The 19166-nt window shown below is 72.2% G+C and carries 14 protein-coding genes; 7 read left to right on the plus strand and 7 right to left on the minus strand.

The features are described 5' to 3' along the window. Positions 1-19 precede the first annotated feature (19 nt). Together ACIBK1_RS14310 and ACIBK1_RS14315 are read left to right on the plus strand one after the other, a co-directional pair. The gene (locus tag ACIBK1_RS14310) at positions 20-1573 is read left to right on the plus strand and encodes an NAD(P)-binding domain-containing protein (RefSeq protein WP_396734954.1); all 1554 of its coding nucleotides are present in this window, start codon (positions 20-22) and stop codon (positions 1571-1573) included. After that, positions 1557-3041 (plus strand): class I adenylate-forming enzyme family protein, encoded by a 1485-nt coding sequence (locus tag ACIBK1_RS14315; RefSeq protein ID WP_396734957.1) that lies wholly within the window; start codon positions 1557-1559, stop codon positions 3039-3041. The genes ACIBK1_RS14310 and ACIBK1_RS14315 overlap by 17 nt, the downstream gene beginning before the upstream one ends. A 53-nt stretch (positions 3042-3094) precedes the next feature. Here the strand turns inward: ACIBK1_RS14315 and ACIBK1_RS14320 are convergent, their stop codons facing one another. Further along, complete coding sequence (locus ACIBK1_RS14320; protein WP_396734960.1) at positions 3095-4318, minus strand: benzoate/H(+) symporter BenE family transporter; 1224 nt, start codon at positions 4316-4318, stop codon at positions 3095-3097. A 63-nt stretch (positions 4319-4381) separates the two neighbouring features. Between ACIBK1_RS14320 and ACIBK1_RS14325 the strand changes: the two genes are divergently transcribed. After that, complete coding sequence (locus ACIBK1_RS14325; protein WP_396734963.1) at positions 4382-5008, plus strand: helix-turn-helix domain-containing protein; 627 nt, start codon at positions 4382-4384, stop codon at positions 5006-5008. Here ACIBK1_RS14325 and ACIBK1_RS14330 read toward each other — a convergent pair. The 5 genes from ACIBK1_RS14330 to pulA form a co-directional block, all read right to left on the minus strand. Beyond that, complete coding sequence (locus tag ACIBK1_RS14330; protein ID WP_396734966.1) at positions 4979-6247, minus strand: polysialyltransferase family glycosyltransferase; 1269 nt, start codon at positions 6245-6247, stop codon at positions 4979-4981. The genes ACIBK1_RS14325 and ACIBK1_RS14330 overlap by 30 nt on opposite strands. Then, a complete protein-coding gene (locus ACIBK1_RS14335) occupies positions 6240-7205 on the minus strand; it encodes a glycosyltransferase family 2 protein (RefSeq protein ID WP_396734968.1) in 966 nt (321 codons plus the stop codon). Before ACIBK1_RS14335 ends, ACIBK1_RS14330 begins: the two co-directional genes overlap by 8 nt. Further along, positions 7202-9268 (minus strand): N-acetylneuraminate synthase family protein, encoded by a 2067-nt coding sequence (locus tag ACIBK1_RS14340; protein WP_396734971.1) that lies wholly within the window; start codon positions 9266-9268, stop codon positions 7202-7204. The genes ACIBK1_RS14335 and ACIBK1_RS14340 overlap by 4 nt, the downstream gene beginning before the upstream one ends. Positions 9269-9383: 115 nt before the next feature. After that, complete coding sequence (locus ACIBK1_RS14345; RefSeq protein WP_396734974.1) at positions 9384-10853, minus strand: sensor histidine kinase; 1470 nt, start codon at positions 10851-10853, stop codon at positions 9384-9386. 134 nt (positions 10854-10987) lie between these two features. Further along, positions 10988-13645 (minus strand): pullulanase-type alpha-1,6-glucosidase, encoded by a 2658-nt coding sequence (gene pulA, locus ACIBK1_RS14350; RefSeq protein ID WP_396734977.1) that lies wholly within the window; start codon positions 13643-13645, stop codon positions 10988-10990. Between the two features lie 139 nt (positions 13646-13784). Between pulA and ACIBK1_RS14355 the strand changes: the two genes are divergently transcribed. Beyond that, a complete protein-coding gene (locus ACIBK1_RS14355) occupies positions 13785-14429 on the plus strand; it encodes an ACT domain-containing protein (protein ID WP_231513804.1) in 645 nt (214 codons plus the stop codon). A 5-nt stretch (positions 14430-14434) separates the two neighbouring features. Here the strand turns inward: ACIBK1_RS14355 and ACIBK1_RS14360 are convergent, their stop codons facing one another. Continuing rightward, entirely contained in the window at positions 14435-15709 is a 1275-nt protein-coding gene (locus ACIBK1_RS14360) for an ABC transporter ATP-binding protein (protein WP_030506991.1), read from the minus strand. 313 nt (positions 15710-16022) lie between these two features. Here ACIBK1_RS14360 and ACIBK1_RS14365 point away from each other — a divergent pair, with 313 nt between their 5' ends. From ACIBK1_RS14365 to ACIBK1_RS14375, 3 genes are read left to right on the plus strand one after another with little or no spacing between them, the layout of a single operon-like run. Continuing rightward, on the plus strand, positions 16023-17318 hold the full coding sequence (locus ACIBK1_RS14365) for an extracellular solute-binding protein (protein WP_076436577.1): 1296 nt from the start codon (positions 16023-16025) through the stop codon (positions 17316-17318). A gap of 3 nt (positions 17319-17321) precedes the next feature. Then, positions 17322-18284: a carbohydrate ABC transporter permease gene (locus ACIBK1_RS14370; RefSeq protein ID WP_030506989.1), complete on the plus strand. Its 963-nt coding sequence runs from the start codon at positions 17322-17324 to the stop codon at positions 18282-18284. After that, positions 18278-19144, plus strand: coding sequence for a sugar ABC transporter permease (locus ACIBK1_RS14375; RefSeq protein ID WP_030506988.1), 867 nt, complete (start codon positions 18278-18280; stop codon positions 19142-19144). Before ACIBK1_RS14370 ends, ACIBK1_RS14375 begins: the two co-directional genes overlap by 7 nt. The last annotated feature ends 22 nt before the right edge of the window (positions 19145-19166 follow it).

Here is a 19166-nt window from a genome sequence, read left to right on the forward strand (position 1 = left end):
CGTCCGTAGCTTCCGGCTCATGGCGCATGACTACCTGATCATCGGGGCCGGACCGGCCGGGCTGCAGCTCGCCGCAGAGCTCGAACACGGCGGTCACGACTACGTCGTCCTGGAGCGCGGAGCCGGCCCGGGCACCTTCTTCACCCGGTTCCCGCGGCACCGCCAGTTGATCTCCATCAACAAGGTGCACACCGGGTACGACGACCCGGAGCTGCGGCTGCGGATGGACTGGAACTCGTTGCTGAGCGACGATCCCGACCTGCTGTTCACCCGCTACAGCGAGAAGTACTTCCCGCAGGCCGACGATTTCGTGCGTTACCTGTCCGACTACGCGGCGGCGACCGGCGTCCGGGCGCACTACGACGTCGACGTCGTCCGGATCGGCCGGGACGACGACGGGTTCACCGCCACCGACCGCGGCGGACGCTCGTGGCGGGGGCGGCGGCTGGTCGTGGCCACCGGAGTCTCCCAGCTCCACGTCCCGCCGATCCCGGGCATCGAGCACGCCGAACGCTACGACACGTTCGAGACCGACCCGCGGTCCTTCGCCGACCAGCGGGTCCTCGTGATCGGCAAGGGCAACTCGGGGTTCGAGACCGCCGACGCGCTCATGGAACAGGCCGCGGTCATCCACGTCGCCGGGCCGCACTCCGTCAGGATGGCCTGGCAGTCGCATTACGTCGGGCACCTGCGGGCGGTGAACAACAACTTTCTCGACAGCTACCAGCTGAAGTCCCAGAACTCGGTGCTCGACGGCACGGTGGAGAGCATCGAACGCCGCGCCGACGGCGGCTACCGGGTGATGTTCCGCTATGCCCGCACCGTGGAGGCGCTGCGCGAGCTTTTCTACGACCGGGTCATCGTGTGCACCGGCTTCCGGTTCGACGCCTCGATCTTCGACGACGGTTGCCGGCCCAAGCTGGTCATCGACGATCGTTTCCCCGAGCAGACGCCGGCGTACGAGTCCGTCACCGTGCCTGATCTGTACTTCGCCGGCACGCTCACCCAGCAACGCGACTTCAAGAAGGCCACCAGCGGGTTCATCCACGGTTTCCGGTACGGGGTGCGCGCGCTCTACCGGATCCTGACCACCCGTTACCACGGCGAGGCCTGGCCGGCCGAGCGGGTCGAGCCCACGCCCGACGCGATCGCCGACGCGATCATCGCCCGGGTCAACCGCTCGTCGGCGCTGTGGCAGCAGTTCGGCGTGCTCGGCGACGTCGTCGGCGTGGCCGGAGCCACCGCGCTGTACCAGGAGGAGGTCCCGGTGGCGTACGTGGCGGACGGCGGCCTCGGCCGTCCCCCGCACACGTTCGTCGTCACCCTGGAGTACGGCCTGCACCACGACGCCGTCGACCCCTTCGACATCTCGGTGCCGAGGGTCGTCGAGAACGACGCGGTCAACGCCCATGACGCGAGCTACCTGCACCCGGTGGTGCGGCACTACCGGGACGGCGCGCCGGCCGGCGTCCACCACCTCGCGGAGAACCTGGAGAACCAGTGGAACCTGCCGCAGGTGCACCAGCAGCCGCTGGCCGTCTTCGTCAAGGAGTGCCTTGCCGACGCCGGCTGAGCCGTACCCGCGCGCTGTTCTGGACCTCCTGGCCGTGGCCGGGGACAAGCCCGTCTTCGAGCACGGCGCCCGTGTCGTCACCGGCGCGCGGATGCTCGGCCTCATCCGGCGGATCGCGGCCGGGCTGCGCGCGGCGGCCGTCGGGCCCGGAGACGGCCTCGCCATGGTGCTCGGCGTCACCCCGGAGGCGTTCGCCGCGACGATCGCCGCCTACGTCGTGGGAGCCCGGGCCGTCGGGGTGCGGCCCGGGCTGCCCCACGACCAGATGCGCCACGTGCTCCACCAGGACATCGCCGCGGTCGTGACCGACGCGGCCACCGCTCCGGAGCACGCGCGGCGCACGCTGACCGTCTCCGAACTGCTGGCCGCGCCCGGCGAGGACGGTCCGCTGCGCCTGTCCGGCCGGCCGGAGGACGTCGCCCGGCTCGTCTACACCAGCGGCAGCACCGGCACCCCCAAGGCCTGCGCACAGACCTACGCCGCCATGGACGCGGCGTGGACGGCCCGCCCGGCGGCGTGGCCGCCCGCGATCCGCGAACTGGCCTCCCGGCTGCGGCGCTATCTGGTGTTCGGGTCGCTGAGCAGCCAGGTGATGATGGAGTACGGCGTGCTCACGCTCGCCGCGGGCGGGACCATGGTCGTCGCCGACCCGCCCGCGTTCCCCGAGGCGATCACCAGGTATCGGGCGACCGCCAGCGTCATCACCGTGCCCCGCCTGTACAGGCTCGTCGCCGCCCAGCGCACCGCCCCGGCCGACCTGAGCAGCCTCCGGGCGCTCATGGTGTCCGGGTCGCCGCTGGAGGCGTCCCGGCTCCGCGAGGCGTCCGACGTGCTCGGCCCGGTCGTGTTCCACGGCTATGGGCAGACCGAGACCGGCACGATCTCCATGGCCACGCCGCAGGACGTCCCCCCGTCGGTCGGGTTCCCGCCCGACGTCGTCGACGTCGAGATCCGGGACGCGGACGGCCTGCCGGTCCCGCCCGGCGCCGACGGCGAGCTGTACGTCCGCACCCCCGCTCAGGCCGTCGGCTACTGGGCCGACCCGGCGGAGACCGCCGAGGTGTTCGTCGACGGGTGGGTGCGCACCCGCGACCTGGGCCACTTCGACGAGGACGGACGGCTGTACCTGGCGGGGCGGACACGGGACGTCGTCATCGTCAACGCCAACCTCCACTACACCGGCCCGATCGAGCGGGTCCTGGCCACCTCCCCCGACATCGCGGAGGCGTACGTGGTCGGCGCCCCGGACGAGGACACCGGCGAGGCGGTGCACGCGTTCGTCGTACCGGTGGCGGACCGGACCCCCGACCGTGACTCGCTGCGCAGGCTGGTCGGCGAGCGGCTCGGCGTCGAGTGCGTTCCCGCGACCATCACCGTCCTCGGCGAGGTGCCGCTGACGCCGAACGGCAAAGCGGACAAGCGCCTTCTGGCGACCGCGATACCCCGAGCCCGGAACAGCGCTCCTTGACGGCCGGACGGATACGGCCGACCAGACGGACCCGTCCGATGTCGAACCGTCACCTATGTCGAGCGGGCCGGCTCGGTTCGCTCGCGCGGTGCCGGTTCGGCCGACGGCGCCTGTGGCTCGGGTGGTCGCGACGCCGTGCGGCGCCGGGTGAGCAGGAGCGCGAGCGATCCGGCGATCAGCCCCCAGAAGGCCGATCCGATGCCCGCGACGGAGGCCGCCGAGGCGGTGACGACGAAGGTGACCGCCGCCGCCTCGCGCAGGTCCGGCCCGGTGAAGGCGGAGGCGAGCGAGGAGGCGAGGGCCGGGAGGAGCGCGAGCCCGGCCACGGCGGTGACCAGGACCGGCGGTGAGGCCACGACGAGCGCGGTGGCGAAGGCGGCGCCTAGCCCCAGCGCGAGCTGACCGGCGCCGAGGGCCAGGGTGGCGATCCAGCGCCGGGCCGGGTCGGGGTGGGCGTCGGGCCCGGCGGTCAGGGCGGCGGTGATGGCGGCGAGATTCACGGCGTGCCCGCCGAACGGCGCGGCGGCCGTGCTGACGAGCCCCGTCGTCACCAGTGCGCCGCGCAGCGGCACGGAGTAGCCGTAGGTCGCGAGGACGGCCGCCCCGGGCACGTTCTGCCCCGCCATGGTCACCAGGAACAGCGGCAGTGCGATGCCGACGAGGGCCGGCAGGTTCACGGCGGGCATCGTGAACACCGGGTCGGGGCGCAGGGACGCGGCCGGGAACGTGGCGCCGCCGATCGCGAGGCCGGCCACGGCCGCGACCAGCGCCCCGGCGATCGCCCACTGGCGGGCGTACCGCATCAGCACGGCCCAGGTCAGCGTGACCGGCCCCGCCAGCAGCGGGACCTCGGCCATCGCGTGGAGCGGGGCGGTGCACAGCGGGACCAGAACGCCGGCGAGCATGGCCGCCGCGATCGGGCCGGGGATCGCGGCGACGCCGCGGGCCAGCCACGGGACGACCCCGGCGAGCACGGTCAGGATGCCGCACACGGCGAAGGCCCCGACCGCCGCCGGGTAGCCGCCGGCCACGTGGCCGGTCGCGACGAGCAGCGCGGCGCCCGGAGTGGACCACGCGATCGCGATGGGCATCCGATAGCGGACGGAGAGGACGGCGACGGCGATCGCGATGCCGGCGCACAGCGCGAGCAGGCCGGAGGCCGCCTGCCGGGAGTCGGCCCCGACCGCGCGCAGGCCCGCGAGGACGACCGAGAACGCGCTGGCGTAGCCGACGACCGCGCTGACCAGGCCGGTGAGCACCGGCTGCAGGATCCGCACCGCCCCTCCCCGAAAATACGACCGTTCCGTTTACGGAACGATTTCAGGTGACACCATAGCCAGGTGGGTACAGATGGGACAAGCCGGATCGACCCGGCCATCGGGCGGCGGCTGCGCGGGCTCCGGGAGGCACGCGGGCTGTCGCTGTCGGAGCTCGCCCGCAGGGCCGGCGTCGGCAAGGCCACCGTGTCCGGGCTCGAGCACGGAACGCGCAACCCCACGCTGGAGACGATGTACGCGATCGCGGCCGCGTTGTCGGTCCCGATGAGCGCGCTGACGCTGGACCCCGGCGCCCCGGCCGGCGCCGCCTCGCCGGTGCGGGGCACGGCCGTCCTGTCCACCCTGCTGGAGGTGTTCAGGGACCCGGGCGCGACCTACGAGATGTTCCGCCTGCGGATACTCGCCGGGGTCGAGCAGGTCTCGCCCGCGCATCCGCCCGGGGTCACCGAGCACCTCTCGGTCGTCGGGGGGACGATCAGGACGGGCCCCGCCGCCGCGCCGCTGACCGCGGGCCCGGGGGAGCACGTGTCGTGGGCCGCGGACGTTCCCCACGTCTACGCGGCCCTCGGCGGCGAGGAGGCGCACGCGATCCTCCTCATCCGCACCCCCCACGACCGCCCAGGGGCGGCAGGGGCGGCAGGGGCGGCGGGCGCGGCGGGGTCAGCGGGCGAGCAGGCGGCGCAGGCGTGAGGCCGGCGGCGCGGGCGGGGCGGGCGGAGGCGGAGGATCGATCAGGCCGAGCGACTCCAGCCTGCGCTTCTTGAAGTAGCGCGCCGGTCCGTGGGCGCTCACGTAGGCCGCCGCGGTGTCGCGCAGGCCGGGGTGGGCCGTGCTCTGCATGCAGTAGCCCACGGCGGCGACGAGGGCGGTGAGGTCGGCGGCGGGCGGCTCGGTGACCGTGCCGCCGGCCTCCAGCCGGGGCAGCGTGGCGTCCACGATCGTCGCCGGGATCCGGTTGCTGTTCTCGTACGGCGTGAGCCGTTCGAGCACGAGATCGGTGCCGGTGGTCGCGACCGGCAGGCCGAACAGCCGCCGCGCGGTCACCAGCGCGGTGGAGAAGCACCCGGCGACCAGCTCGGGGCGGTGCGTGGCGAAGCACGCCTCGGCGGGCGTCGTCTCGGGGGCCACGAGGAGGTCGACGCCGAGCTCCGCGGCGACCTGGCGCAGCTCGCGGGCGTGCCGCCGCCCGGCGGCGGGGTGCGGCTTGAACAGCACGGTTCGATGGCCGCGCGCCGCGACGCCGCGCAGCATGCGCTCGTGCAGCGCCGCCTCCTCGGCATCCGTGATCAGGCCCAGCGCGGACAGATACTGGCCGAGGACCACCGCCTCGGCGCGGGGCGCCGCCTCGGCCGCCTCCGCGACCCGGCCCGCCACGCTCGCGAACGACGCGTCCGTCAGGGCCTCGGCCGGCACGCCGTGCTCGGCGAGGAGCAGGGGCGCCAGGCCCGGGACGAGGTCGAGGTGGAGCAGCCGGGTGATCCGCCCGGCGATCTCCTGGGGGAGCGGGTCGCGGGTCGGCCCGTAGCTCATCAGGCCGTCGGAGTAGACGGTGATCGGGCAGTCCTTGACCAGGCCCGCGAGCGTGCGCGACGGGGACACCGCGATCGACTCCAGGACCAGCTCGTCCGGATCGCCGATCAGGTCGCGCAGCAGACGGCCGAGCATCGGCGTCTCGATCGAGCGGGGCTTCCAGTCCGACGGGTGCAGCGGCGCGATGATCTCGTTCCAGGACAGGACGCGGTCGAACCGGTCGCGCAGCGCGGCGAACCCCGGCGCCTCGTCCAGCGCCGGGGTGACCTCCGGGATCGCCGTGTTGTTCGACACGAGGAGGACCCGGCCGCCGTCGCGGAACCGCCCCTCGTCGATCGCCGCGGCGAGCGTCATCGCGCCGAACAGCGTGGAGGCGTAGAACAGCGTGGAGTCAGGCACGCGGCCCTCCTGTCAGGTGAGGGCCCGGTAGGTAGGGGCCGAGCAGAGCGGCCCGCTCGGGCTCCAGCCCGCCGATCGCCTCGGTCAGCGCCTCGTGGGGCAGCCGGGCGAGCGCCGTACGCGCCCGCTCGTCGAACCGGGCGCGTACGGCCGGGGTGAACCGGCCGGCCAGCTCCACGTGGTGGGCGAGCAGCGCGCACAGGTTGCGGGCCGCCTTCGGCAGGTAGCGGGGCTCGACCTCGTCCAGGATCATCGCGTAGGCGTCGAAGAAGTGGAGCTGCCGCTCGTCGCCGATCTGCGTGAGCGAGGCCGCGAGCCCCCGCCGGTAGAACACCCCGGCGAGGGAGACCACGGCGTACGACCGGGCCAGGCGGTGCAGCCGCCAGATCCACGGGCGGTCCTCGGCGGTGTGCAGCCCGGCGGGGAAGACCAGCAGGTCGTCCAGCTCCCGCCGGTAGATCCCCGCCCAGGCGTAGGGGTAGTCGACCATCGTCTTGAAATCGGCCGGCAGGATGCCGTCGCGCGGGTCCAGCACGACGCCGCGGCGGGGCTGCGGCGCCCGGTGCGTCTCCCGTCTGCGGCCCTCGACCTGGACGTGGTCCACGCGCACGAAGTCGCACCCGAGCCCGTCGATGGCGGCGACGAGGCGGGGCAGGTAGCCGGGCGCGAGCCAGTCGTCGGCGTCGAGGAAGGTGACGTAGCGGCCGGCGGCCAGCTTCAGGCCGGCGTTGCGGGCGCCGGCCAGTCCCAGCGGCACCGGGTTGCGGACGACGGTGAGCCCCGGCAGATCGCGCCGGAACTCCTCGACGACCTCCGCGGTCGCGTCCGTGGACCCGTCGTCCACGACGACGACCTCGGTCTCGAACTCGCGCGTCCGGTTGCGCACCAGCGACGCGAGGGCGTCGCCGAGGTACGCCTCGCCGTCCCGGACCGGCACGACCACGGACAGAGTGATCATGCGGTGACGCGGCGCAGGCGGGCCCGCGGGGCCTCCTCACCCGGGTAGACGCGCTTCACGCCGTCGCCGAGCGCGGTCTCGATGATGCGGATGTCGCGGACCAGGTGGTCCAGGCCGGTGGGCTCCAGCGAGGCGGCGTGGTCGGAGCCCCACATCGCCCGGTCGAGCGTGATGTGCCGCTCGACGGTCACCGCGCCCAGGGTCACGGCGGCGAGCGAGATCTGCAGCCCGCGCTCGTGCCCCGAGTAGCCGACCGGCACGCCGTACCGCTGCTGGAGCGTGGTGATCATGCGGAGGTTGGCCTCCTCCGGCGGGAGCGGGTAGGTGGAGGTGGCGTGCATCATCACCAGGCGCTCGGTGCCGAGGATCTCCACCGCCGCGTCGATCTCCTCGATCGTGGACATGCCGGTGGACAGGATGACCGGCTTGCGGGTGGCGGCCAGCGCGCGCAGCAGTTCGTGGTCGGTCACCGAGGCCGAGGCGACCTTGTGCGCGACGACGTCCATGTCCTCGAGGAAGTCCACCGACGGCACGTCCCAGGGCGAGGCGAACCAGTCGATGCCGCGCTCATCGCAGTATTTGGCGATGTGGGCGTACTCGTCCGCGCCGAACTCGGTGCGGATCTTGTACTCCATGTAGGTCATCTCGCCCCACGGCGTCTGCCGGATCTGGTCGCGCTGCTCGAGCGGCACACAGATCTCCGGGGTCCGCTTCTGGAACTTGACGGCCTGGCAGCCGGCGTCGGCCGCCACGTCGATCAGCTTGCGGGCGATGTCGACGTCGCCGTTGTGGTTGATGCCGATCTCGCCGATCACGTACACGGGCTGTCCGGGGCCGACCAGCGACCGGCCGATCCGCACCGGCCGCGGCTGCCCGAGGTGGCGGGACCCGGTGACGGGCGCGGCGGCGGGGGCGGTCTCCACCGAGGCGGCGGGGCGGGCCGCGAGCACCCGGTCGGACAGCTCGCGCACGGCTCCGGCGCCCCCGGGGGCCGACAGCACGACGCGGGCGGCGGCGCGCACCCGGGGGTGGGCGTCGGGCACCGCGACCGGCCAGCCGACGATCGCCATGCAGGACAGGTCGTTGACGTCGTTGCCCACGTACGCCACCCGCTCGGCAGCAAGGCCCTCGGCGGCCAGCCACTCGCGCAGCGCGACGTCCTTGGCGCCGAGACCCTGCACCACGGGCACGCCGAGCTTGGCGGCGCGGGCGGCGACGACCGGGTTGCGCTCGGTGGACAGCACGAGCACCTTCACACCGGCCCGGCGCAGCAGCGCGATCCCCATGCCGTCGGAACGGCTGACCGCGACCATCTCCCTGCCGTCGGAGTCGACGAACGCGCGGTCGTCCGTGTGCACGCCGTCGAAGTCGGTGACGACGGCGTCCACGTCGATCGGCAGCGGCTCGTCCACGAACGGCGCGAGCGCCCTGGCGATCTCCAGGTCCTCCGGGGTGTCGATCTCGACCGCGTGCCGGGCGGGCACCGGCTGGACCGCGACCCTGCCGAAGAAGCGGTGGCCCCGCTCGCGCAGGCCCTCCGTACGCATCACGTAGAACGCGCCGGTCTCGCGGAAGTCGGGCTCGCGGTCCTGGCGGCGCGGGCGCACGGCCGGGTCGTGGTTCACCCCGTGGCCGGCGCCGGTCCAGACGAACTCGTAGGTCTCGGTGCCGGAGAAGACCGAGTCGGCCTCGCCGTCCAGCACCTTCGCGACGGCGGCGTCGAGGTCGCGGGGATCGAGGAACGCGCTGGTGCACTGGACGAGCACGACGATCTCGGGCGCCTCGCCGGCGATCTCGGACAGGGCGTGCAGCACGGCGGACTCGCTGGAGGCGGCCGGGCCGCTGAGCTCGGCCGGCCGGCGCACGACCCGGGCGCCCGCGCCCTCCGCCACTTCGGCGATGCGCTCGTGGTCGGTGCTGACGACCACGTCGTCCACCAGTTCGGCGCGCAGACAGGCGTCCACCGCACGGGCGACGAGCGGGACGCCGCCCACCTTCTCGAGGTTCTTCAGCGGGACGCCCACCGACCCTCCACGGGCGGGGACGACGGCCAGCACTCGCACGAGTGACTCCTCTACCTGCGACATCGGGAACCCCAGGGGGCCGGGGTGTCCCGAAAACTAGCCAGCAGGTTCTCCCGTTGGGGGTTACTGGGCTGAACGACCAGGGGCGCGGTCCTTAACTTTGGGTGTCGCCGCACGGGGCGGCGTTGCCGGCGGCGGGACCGTCGGCGGCGCGATCGTCAGCGGGATCACCCGCGGGATCGCCCGCGGGTCTCTCAGCGGGATCGTCCGCGGCGTCCGGGGCCAGCGGCAGCGTGATCACGAAGCGCACGCCGGGCTCGCCGTCCGTGACGTCCTCCACCCGGATGGAGCCGCCGTGCGCCTCCACCACCTCACGGGCGATCGCCAGGCCGAGGCCCGTGCCGCCCCGGTCGCGGCTGCGCGCCGCGTCGGTGCGGTAGAACCGCTCGAAGATCCGTTCGCGGTCCGCCTCGGAGATCGGGCGGCCGTCGTTGCGCACGCACAGGACGGCCGTGTCCTCGGTGCGCGTGACCCGCACGCAGACCACCGTCAGCGCGTGCCGCTCGGCGTTGTCGAGCAGGTTCGTCACCACCCGGACGAGGTGGCGGCGAACACCCCTGACCGTCACGCCCGGGGTGTTGTGGAGGTGGGTCGGCAGCTGTTCCGGCCGCCGCGCGATCTCGCTGACGACCAGCTGGGACAGGTCGACCTCCTCCCGGGCGGTCGCGGGGGCGGTCGGGATCCGCGCGAGCAGGAGCAGGTCGGCGACGATCGCCTCCAGACGCTCGGTGTCGCGCAGCGCGGCGCAGAGCGCCTCACAGGTGTCCTCGGGGTGCAGGCGCGCGCTCTCCAACTGGGCGCGGATGCCGGCGATGGGGGTGAGCAGCTCGTGCGAGGCGTCGGCGGCGAACTGCCGCTGCCGCTGGATAGAGGTGTCCAGCCGGGACAGCGCGTCGTTGGCGGCCTGGGCGAGCCGGGAGAACTCGTCGTCGCCGGGCGGCTCGGGCACCCGGCCGCCGGGATTCCGCTCGGTGATCTCGGCGAGCTCCGACCGGATCGCCTCCACCGGCCGCAGCGCGCGGCCCGTCACGTTGTAGGCGGTCCAGCCCGCGAGCGCGGTGAGCAGCAGGGCCGCCAGGAGCAGCGCGGGCAGCGTGACGGAGGTGTCGAGGATGGCGGGGGCCGCCCGGCCCGCGTAGACCAGATCGGAGCCGGGCCCCGGAGAGACCCGCAGCACCGTGACGTAGAGGCAGTCGCGCCCGGAGAGCGAGCAGGCCGTCGTCTGGGTGACCTCGCGGTCGGAGGCCGGGCGTAACGGGCTCAGGCGGGGCACGCCCTCGGCCGCCGGGCTCTCGGCGACGACCCGGCCGTCCGGTCCCGCCACCTCGATCAGGTCGATGTCGTTGCCGGCGGTCGGAATGGGGTTGGGGAGGTGACCGTCGCGGATCTGCGCGGCGACGGAAGTAGCGGTGTCCAGGCTCCGGTCCCAGATGCGGTCCGCGACCATGTCGCGTACGAGCACGTGCACCACGATCGCGAGCGGGATCAGCAGGATCGCCGCAGTCCCGGTGGCGAGGAGGGCCAGCCGGGCTCGCAGTGACGGGGAGCGCCTGGGGAGGAGCATTACCCGAGGTTACTTATGGTCATCCTTAGGGAAACTCGCGACAGCGAAAAGCTCACCCCAAAGATGCTCAAATTCTCTTAATGAGTGCAACCGGGCGCGGGTGCCCGCGCCGGGTCGCACTCCTCCGGGCGTCCCTACGATGTCTCGGTGAACACCCCGGCCGTGCGGGCGGGCACGGTCACCGTGCCGGTCGCCGGATCCACCGACGCCTGCCGGACCACCGGGTCGTCCGACTCCGCCTGCACGGGGTGCGGCGCGACCCGTGCGCCTTTCAGCGCGGGCACGACGGGGGCGGCGGTCCTCCCGGTGGCGTTGAACACCACGTAGATCGCCTTGTTCACGGGATCGACGCCGGTGGCGTCGATGCGCATGACGATCACGCCGGGAGTGCCCGACGGCGGGAAGGAGACCCGTCTGCCGATCTCCGCGGCGGAGCCGAGCGAGAAGGCGGGGGAGGAGTAGCGGATCCGCAGCAACTCGCCGAACCTCGCCCGGGCCGCGCCGATCGCCGCGCAGTCCGGCTTCAGCGCGGGGTCGGCCAGCAGGGGCCGCGCGTACGGCCAGCGTGCCTCGTTGTCCTTCGCGGGCGGCAGGCCGCCGCCGAAGCCGTTACCCTCGTGGCAGTCCCACAGCAGGCGGTTGAACCAGTCGCCCGAGTCGTAGGAGTTGCGGTCGAGCGACTTCGACCGCAGCCGCTCGCTGCCGGCGTGGACGAACGCGGTGCCCTGCCCGAGCAGGACCGTCGCCAGCGAGAGCGACTGCATTCTGACCCGGTCGGCCATCGGGGTGTCCCTTGGCAGCTTGTAGGCGAGCGCGTCGAACAGCGTCTCGTTGTCGTGGGCGTCGACGTAGGTCACCGTGTCGGCGGGCTCGGCGGCGTACCCGGCCGGGCTGCCGTTGTGGTCGACCTCCGAGCCCCTGACGGGCGTGCCGGACGATCCGGTGAACGTGAAGTCGCGCAGGTTGCCCGCGAGCCCGAGCTTCACGAGGTCCTCGTAGTGCGCGAGCCGGTCGGCCGGCGCGGAGTCGGCCGGCGCGGAGTCGGCTGGCGCGGAGTCGGCCAGGCCGGAGCCGAAGCCCCGGACGCCCGGGTCCGCGTCGAACGGCGTGCCGCCGCGCACGGCGTCGCGCAGCCGGTCGCTGAACGTGCCGATCCCGGTGCCGGCCATGTTCGCCTGGGTGGCCTGCTCGAATCGGGCGCCGCCGGCCACCTCGCCGAAGTTCCAGCCCTCGCCGTACAGGATGATCGACTTGCCGTCCACGCCGTCCCTCTCGGGCGTGAGCGCGTCGAGTGCCTCGCGCACGGCCAGGATGTTCGCCTTCGGGTGGTGGCCCATCAGGTCGAACCGGAAGCCGTCGACCTTGTACTCCTTCGCCCAGGTGACGATCGAGTCGACGACGAGCCGGCCCATCATCGCGTGCTCGGGGGCGGTGTTCGCGCAGCAGGTGGACGTGGCCACCGTGCCGTCGTCCATGAGCCGGTGGTAGTAGCCGGGCACGACGCGGTCGAGCACGCTCGCGGGGTCCTGCCCGGCGGCGTGGGTGTGGTTGTAGACGACATCCATGACCACCCGCAGGCCCGCGCCGTTGAGCCCCGCGACCATCTCGCGGAACTCCTTGATCCTGCGGTCCGGGTCGGTCGCGTACGACCCCTCGGGCACGGTGTAGTGCAGCGGGTCGTAGCCCCAGTTGTACGAGTCCTTCGCGGCCGTCTCCGCCACGCACGCCTGCTGCCGGTCGGAGTCCGGCGGCAGCGCGGCGAGGTCGCAGCGGGGTTCGGTGCGGTCGGCCTTCCGGTCGGGCACGGTGGCGAAGTCGAAGACCGGCAGCAGGTGGACGTGGGTCAGCCCGTCCTTCGCCAGGCTCCGCAGCTCGGTCATCCCGGCGCCGCCGGTCTCGGTGAACGCCTTGTACGTGCCGCGCCGGGCGGCCGGGACGGTGGCGTCGGAGGCCGAGAAGTCGCGCACGTGCAGCTCGTAGATCGACGCCCGGTCCTGGCGCACCGCCGGGGGCTTCTCCAGGCCCGTCCACCCCTCGGGCCGCAGCGACCGGTCGCCGAGGTCGACGATCTGGCTGCGCCCCGAGCCCGCCGAGACCGACAGGCTGTAGGGGTCGGTCACCTCGTTGGTCACGATCTTCCCGGCGGCGGGGGCGTAGACGGTGACGAGGTAGGTGTAGTACCTGCCCCGCCACGACGCCGGGCCGTCGATCGACCACACGCCCGTCGCGTCGTCCCTGCGCATCCGGTGGACCGTCCTGCGATCGGTGGCCGGGCCGTCGTAGAGGGCCAGCTCGACCTTCTGCGCGGTCGGCGCCCACACCGCGAGCCCGCCGCGGCCGGTGGGGCCGAGCGGAGCCTTCGCGGCCCCGGCGTACAGATCGTCGAGCACGCCGGGGATCTGCACGCCGGTGGCGGTCAGCAGCGCGCCCGAGGGCCCGCGCTCGATCGCCAGGACCTGGCCGCGCAGCGCGTCGCGCACGAGGCCGGCGTCGCGCGGATCCACCTTCAGCGCGCCGTACGCCGCGCCGGGAGACGCCAGATGCGGCCACGCGGCCTTCTGGGCGTCGCTCAGCCGCCCGGGCGCCAGGCGGATCAGGTGGGCGTCCCCGGTCAGGTCGCCCTTCTCGTACGCGATGCCGCCCGTGGGGGAGCAGGCCAGCGCGTAGTGGTTCTCCTCGGCGGCCTCGCCCTTCCACGCGACCGTGTCCCGGGCGATCCACTGGGCCGTGGCCCTGGACAGGTCGGCGTCCGCCCCGGTGGCCGCGGGCCGCGGCAGCAGGTATCCGTCCACACCTGACAGTTTCCACACCTCGCGGCCGGTCACGCCGAGGCGAGGCGCATGCAAGAATTTGCGGTAAGTTCCAGAAACATTGCAGTAGTTTCGTGACCCACCGCCGTAACAGGCGCGAAACGTGTGTCCGACACTGTTGGTGTCGCATGAGAAGGAGGTGGTGGGGATGCTGCTGCGGCTGCGGGTCTCGCTCCCCGACCGGCCAGGGGTGCTGGGCCAGGTGGCGCGCGCGTTCGGCGTGATGGGCGCGGACATCCTGCAGGTGACCGTGCTGGAGCGGCAGGCGGGTCGCGCGGTCGACGACTTCACCGTCTCCTGGTCGGGCGTCTTCGAACCCGGCGAGCTGCGTGAAAGGATCGGCGTGGTCCCCGGCACGCGGGTGGAGGCCGTGTGGCCGACCCGGGAGGTCCCCGGAGCGACCCCCGACTACGACCTGCTCGGCCACGTCGCCGCGGACCCCGACCGGGCGTACGTCACCCTCGTCGACGCGGTGCCCGACCTGGTCAGCGCCGAGTGGGCGGTCGCGGTCGACTCGGCCGACGGCACGATCGTCCACGGAAGCTGGCAGGCGCCGGAGACCGTCCCCGCGGCCGACCTCACGCCGCTGCGCGCCTCGGCCTTCGAGGAGGGCGGGCTGCATCTGGTGAGCGTGCCGATGGACGGCGTCCACCTGGTGGTGGCACGGTCCCAGGGTCCCGCGTTCCACCGGGCCGAGCTGGACAAGATCACCCGCCTGGTGGGCATCGTCTCCGTGCTGGCCGGCGGCGTCAGCCGTACCGTCTGACGGCGTTACCTGCGCGGCGGGTCGATGCGGGTGCCGTCCATCGTGAACAGCATGAGCCGGGAGACGTCGACGGCGACCCGGCCGGCGTCGCCGGCGCGCCACACGGGCCGGTTGCCGAGCCTGACGATCAGATCCGCGCGGCGGTGCGTGCCCGACTGCGAGGCCGCGGGCGGCTGCTGCTCCTCCTCCGCCGGGGCCGAGCCGTTCAGCAGGCGGCGCATCATCGACCGCGCCTTGCCGCCGCCTCCCGCGCCGTTGAGCTGGCGGCGGTCCGGCGGTTCCGGCACGTTGACGGCCGGGATCCCGGCCTCAAGGTAGGCGAGCCACTCGTGGCCGTGATACTCCAGCGTCCTGACCCGGCCGAAGAACGTCGGGCCCTCCGTCCGCTCCGGCACCGGCACCAGCCCGTCCGGCCGGATTCCCACGATGATCTGCGTGCCGGTGTGCTGCGACACCGCGTACGCCCGTGGATCGGTCCAGGGCATCGTGATCTGGTGAGGGCCGAAGTCGAGCATGATGAACTGGTTCTGCGGGGTGCGCACGGTCGCCGCGAGCAGGTTGAGCTGCTGGGAGTTGAGGAACGCGGCGGTGAACGCGGTCGCGGGGTCGTTGTAGACCTGCGCGGGCGTGCCGATGTCCTGCAGCACGCCCCGGTTCATGATGGCGATGCGGTCGGCCAGGGTGAGGGCCTCGACCTGGTCGTGCGTGACGTAGATGGTGGTGACGCCGAGGGCGCGCACCAGCGACGAGATCTCCATGCGCAGCTCGGTGCGCATGCCGGCGTCCAGGTTGGACAGCGGCTCGTCCATCAGGAACAGAGAGGGCTGGCGCACGATGGCGCGCCCCATCGCCACCCGCTGGCGCTGGCCGCCGGACAGCGTGCCCGGCCGCCGGTCCAGCGTCTCGTCGATGTGCAGCGCGCGCGACAGCTCGACGACCCGTTGCTTGACCATCGTGGGATCCGCTTTGGCGATCTCCAGCGGGAACGACAGGTTGCCGCGCACCGTCCGGTGGGGATAGAGGGCGCCGTTCTGGAAGACCATCGCGACGTCCCGGTCCCGGGGCGCGAGGTGGTTGGCGATCTCCCCGCCCAGCCACAGGTCGCCGGAGGTGATCTCCTCCAGCCCCGCGATCATGCGGAGTAGCGTGGACTTCCCGCAGCCCGACGGCCCGAGCAGGACGAGGAGCTCACCCTCGTCCGCGCGCAGGTTCATGCGGTCGACCGCGAGGTACCCCCCCGGGTAAATCTTCGTCACGTTGTCGAGGACGACGGTGCTCATGCGCGCTCGTTCCTCCCGGGCAGGCACGCCCGGATCCCCAGCCTTCGGTGTGAATGATGAGGTAGTACATCGCGTCGCGGGCACTCGTGTCCATACGTGTCGTGAAAGATCCGGCATCTACTTGCAACTTCTCGTTACACCCGACTTTCCCTTTGCTAAAGACGGCTGTCAGGGTTGTGCCATGACCTCCCTGCGGCCCTCTATGTGGCGTCAAATGTAACGAATTTGCTGAAAGTTTCTGTAAGGCCTTTCATCCCCTTCGCACCCCTGTTACGTTCCGCTCAAATCCCCCTGAGCAAGGAGTGCGACGCAGATGAGGCGAGTCCTCACGTCCGCGGCGGTTGCCGCGGCGCTCGCGTTGGCGGTCACGGCCTGCGGCGACGGTTCCGGCGACCCCGGATCAGCCCCGGCCAAGAGCGCCGCCCCCGCCGAGGTGTCCGGCACGGTCACCTGGTGGGACACCTCGGACGCCACGACCGAGGGCCCGGTCTTCCAGGAGATCGTCAAAGACTTCGAGGCGAAATATCCGAAGATCAAGGTCAATTACGTCAACGTGCCGTTCGCGGAGGCGCGGGACAAGTTCAAGACCGCCGCGCAGTCCGGTTCCGGCGCGCCCGACGTGCTGCGCACCGACGTGGGCTGGGTCGCGGAATTCGCCTCGCTCGGTTACCTCGCGCCGCTCGACGGCACCCCCGCCGTCGACAAGCCCGAGGAGTTCCTGCCGGTCCCGGCGGCGAGCGGCAAGTACAACGGCAAGACGTACGGCGTGCCGCAGGTGACGGACACCCTGGGCCTCCTGTACAACAAGGAACTACTGAAGAAGGCGGGCTACGACGAGCCTCCGGCGACAATGGCCGACCTTAAGAAGGCGGCGCTCGACGTCAAGTCGAAGACCGGAGCGGGCGGCCTCGCCCTGAATGTGGACGCCTACTTCCTGCTTCCGTTCATTTATGGCGAGGGCGGCGACTTCGTCGACGTCCAGAACAAGAAGATCACGATCTCGTCCCCGCAGAGCGTGGCGGGGGTGAAGATCGTCGAGGACCTGATCACGTCCGGCGCCGCCGTCAAGCCCGCGCTGCAGGACAGCTACACGAACGCCGAGACCGCGTTCAAGGACGGCAAGGTCGCGATGATCTTCAACGGCCCGTGGTCCAACGCGGACAACCTCGGTGGCAAGGTGTTCAAGGACAACCCGGACAACTTCGGCGTCGCCCCGGTCCCGGCCGGCTCGGCGAAGGCCGGCTCGCCCCTGGGCGGCCACGACTACACCGTGTACGCGGGCTCGAAGAACCTGGACGCGTCCTACCTGTTCGTCCAGTTCATGGACAGCGCGGAGAGCCAGGCCAAGGTCGCCGGCAAGCTCGGCCTGCTGCCCACCCGCCAGCCCGCCTACAGCGCCTCCGAGGCGACGGCCAACCCGAAGATCGCGCAGTGGGCCAAGCCGATGGAGACGGCCGTCGAGCGCCCCTGGATCCCCGAGGCCGCCTCGCTGTTCCAGCCGCTGGTCGAGGGCTACCAGAAGCTCGCGGGCGGGCAGACGGCGACCGAGCCCATGCTCACGGACGTCGCCACCGCCTACCAGGGCATCCTCAAGGGCTGGAGCCTGTAGGCGATGACGGCTGACGTCGTCGCGACGAGAAGGGCCGCGCCCCGCTCCGGGGCGCGGCGCCTCCTGTCGCGTCACTGGTACGCGTGGGCGATGACCGCGCCGGTCGTCGTCGTGACGCTGGTGCTGGTCGGCTACCCCCTCGTGCGAGGCGTGTACCTGTCGCTCACCGACGCGACCGAGGGCAACATGGGCCGCACGATCGGGATGAACGTCATCCCCTCCACGTACGAGTTCGTGGGCCTGCGGAACTACGCCGACATCCTGACGTCCTCGGAGTTCCTCGGCCGGCTGACCTGGACGGTCGTGTGGACCGTCGTCTGCGTCGCCCTGCACGTGGGCATCGGCCTCGGCCTGGCGATGCTGCTGAACCGGCCCATGCGGCTGCGGGCGCTCTACCGGATCCTGCTCGTGCTGCCCTGGGCCGTCCCGGCCTTCGTGTCCGCCTTCATCTGGCGCTACCTGCTGAACGGCGAGTTCGGCGTGGTCAACGCCATGCTCCGGGCCGCAGGGTTCGCGGGGATCAGCTGGCTGGACGACCCGTTCTGGGCCAAGGTCTCGGTGATCGCCTGCAACGTGTGGCTGGGCGTGCCGTTCATGATGCTCGCGCTGCTCGGCGGCCTGCAGGCCATCCCGCGCGAGCTGCACGAGGCCGCGGAAGTGGACGGCGCCACGCCGTGGCAGCGCTTCCGCCACATCACGCTGCCGGGCCTGCGCCCGGTGTCGAGCACGGTCGTCCTGCTCGGCACGATCTGGACGTTCAACCAGTTCCCGGTCATCTTCCTGCTGACCAAGGGAGGACCGGGCGGAGCCACGGAGATCCTCGTGACGTACGCCTACCGCCAGGCGTTCGAGGGCATCCGGAACTACTCGGGCTCCGCCGCCTGGGGCATGGTGATCCTCGCCCTTCTCGTCGTGATGGCCACGGTCTACCGGCGCGCGCTCAGGCAGCAGGGGGAGGCATGGTGAGCCCGGCCGCTCCCGCCGGCGCGTGGAGTCGCGACAGGCGCAGCCCCGGCAGGTCGATCGCCCTGCACCTCACGCTGATCGCGGCCAGCATCGTGTCGGTGTTCCCGGTCGCGTGGCTGGTGCTGACCTCGCTCAAGCCGCGAACGGTCATCGAGACCGCCTCGGTCGCGCCGGTCGACCACCCCACGCTCGCGAACTACACGCAGGTCCTGGGGGAGACCCGGTTCCTGACGTGGGCCGCCAACTCCGTCGTCGTCTCGCTCATGACGGCCGTGCTCGGCGTGCTGCTGTCGGCCACCACCGGCTACGCGGTCAGCCGTTTCCGTTTCCCCGGCTTCCGCTCGGTGATGTGGATGCTGCTGATCACGCAGATGTTCCCCGTGGCGATCCTGATCGTGCCGATCTACAACCTGATGGCCGGGCTCGGGCTGATCAACCAGTTCCCGTCCCTCGTCATCGCCTACCTCACCTCCACCGTGCCGTTCTGCGCGTGGATGATGAAGGGCTACTTCGACACCGTCCCGGTGACGATCGACGAGGCCGGCCGGGTGGACGGCCTGACCCCCTTCGGCACGTTCTGGCGGCTCATCCTGCCGCTGGCCAAGCCCGGCCTCGCCGTGGCCGCCTTCTACTCGTTCATCACCGCCTGGGCGGAGGTCGCGTACGCGACCGCGTTCATGACGGGTGACGACAAGTACACGCTGGCGGTCGGCCTGAGCCAGTTCGTCGGCCAGCACAAGGCGGAGTGGGGCCTGCTGACGGCCTCGTCGGTGCTGATCGCCATCCCGGCGGCCGTCGTCTTCCTGCTCGTCCAGCGCCACCTCGTCACCGGTCTGACGGCCGGTGCGACGAAGGCGTGACCCTATATGAGAATCGGGGGAT

This window comes from Microbispora rosea (assembly GCF_044460045.1).
Classification (GTDB): Bacteria; Actinomycetota; Actinomycetes; order Streptosporangiales; family Streptosporangiaceae; genus Microbispora; species Microbispora rosea.

Excerpts from the sequence above, each read along its gene's own strand:
- ACIBK1_RS14345 (WP_396734974.1), bottom strand. The coding sequence starts at position 10,853 with ATGCTCCTCCCCAGGCGCTCCCCGTCACTGCGAGCCCGGCTGGCCCTC.
- ACIBK1_RS14310 (WP_396734954.1), top strand. The coding sequence starts at position 20 with ATGGCGCATGACTACCTGATCATCGGGGCCGGACCGGCCGGGCTGCAG.
- ACIBK1_RS14370 (WP_030506989.1), top strand. The coding sequence starts at position 17,322 with ATGACGGCTGACGTCGTCGCGACGAGAAGGGCCGCGCCCCGCTCCGGG.
- ACIBK1_RS14365 (WP_076436577.1), top strand. The coding sequence starts at position 16,023 with ATGAGGCGAGTCCTCACGTCCGCGGCGGTTGCCGCGGCGCTCGCGTTG.
- ACIBK1_RS14375 (WP_030506988.1), top strand. The coding sequence starts at position 18,278 with ATGGTGAGCCCGGCCGCTCCCGCCGGCGCGTGGAGTCGCGACAGGCGC.
- ACIBK1_RS14335 (WP_396734968.1), bottom strand. The coding sequence starts at position 7,205 with ATGATCACTCTGTCCGTGGTCGTGCCGGTCCGGGACGGCGAGGCGTAC.
- ACIBK1_RS14360 (WP_030506991.1), bottom strand. The coding sequence starts at position 15,709 with ATGAGCACCGTCGTCCTCGACAACGTGACGAAGATTTACCCGGGGGGG.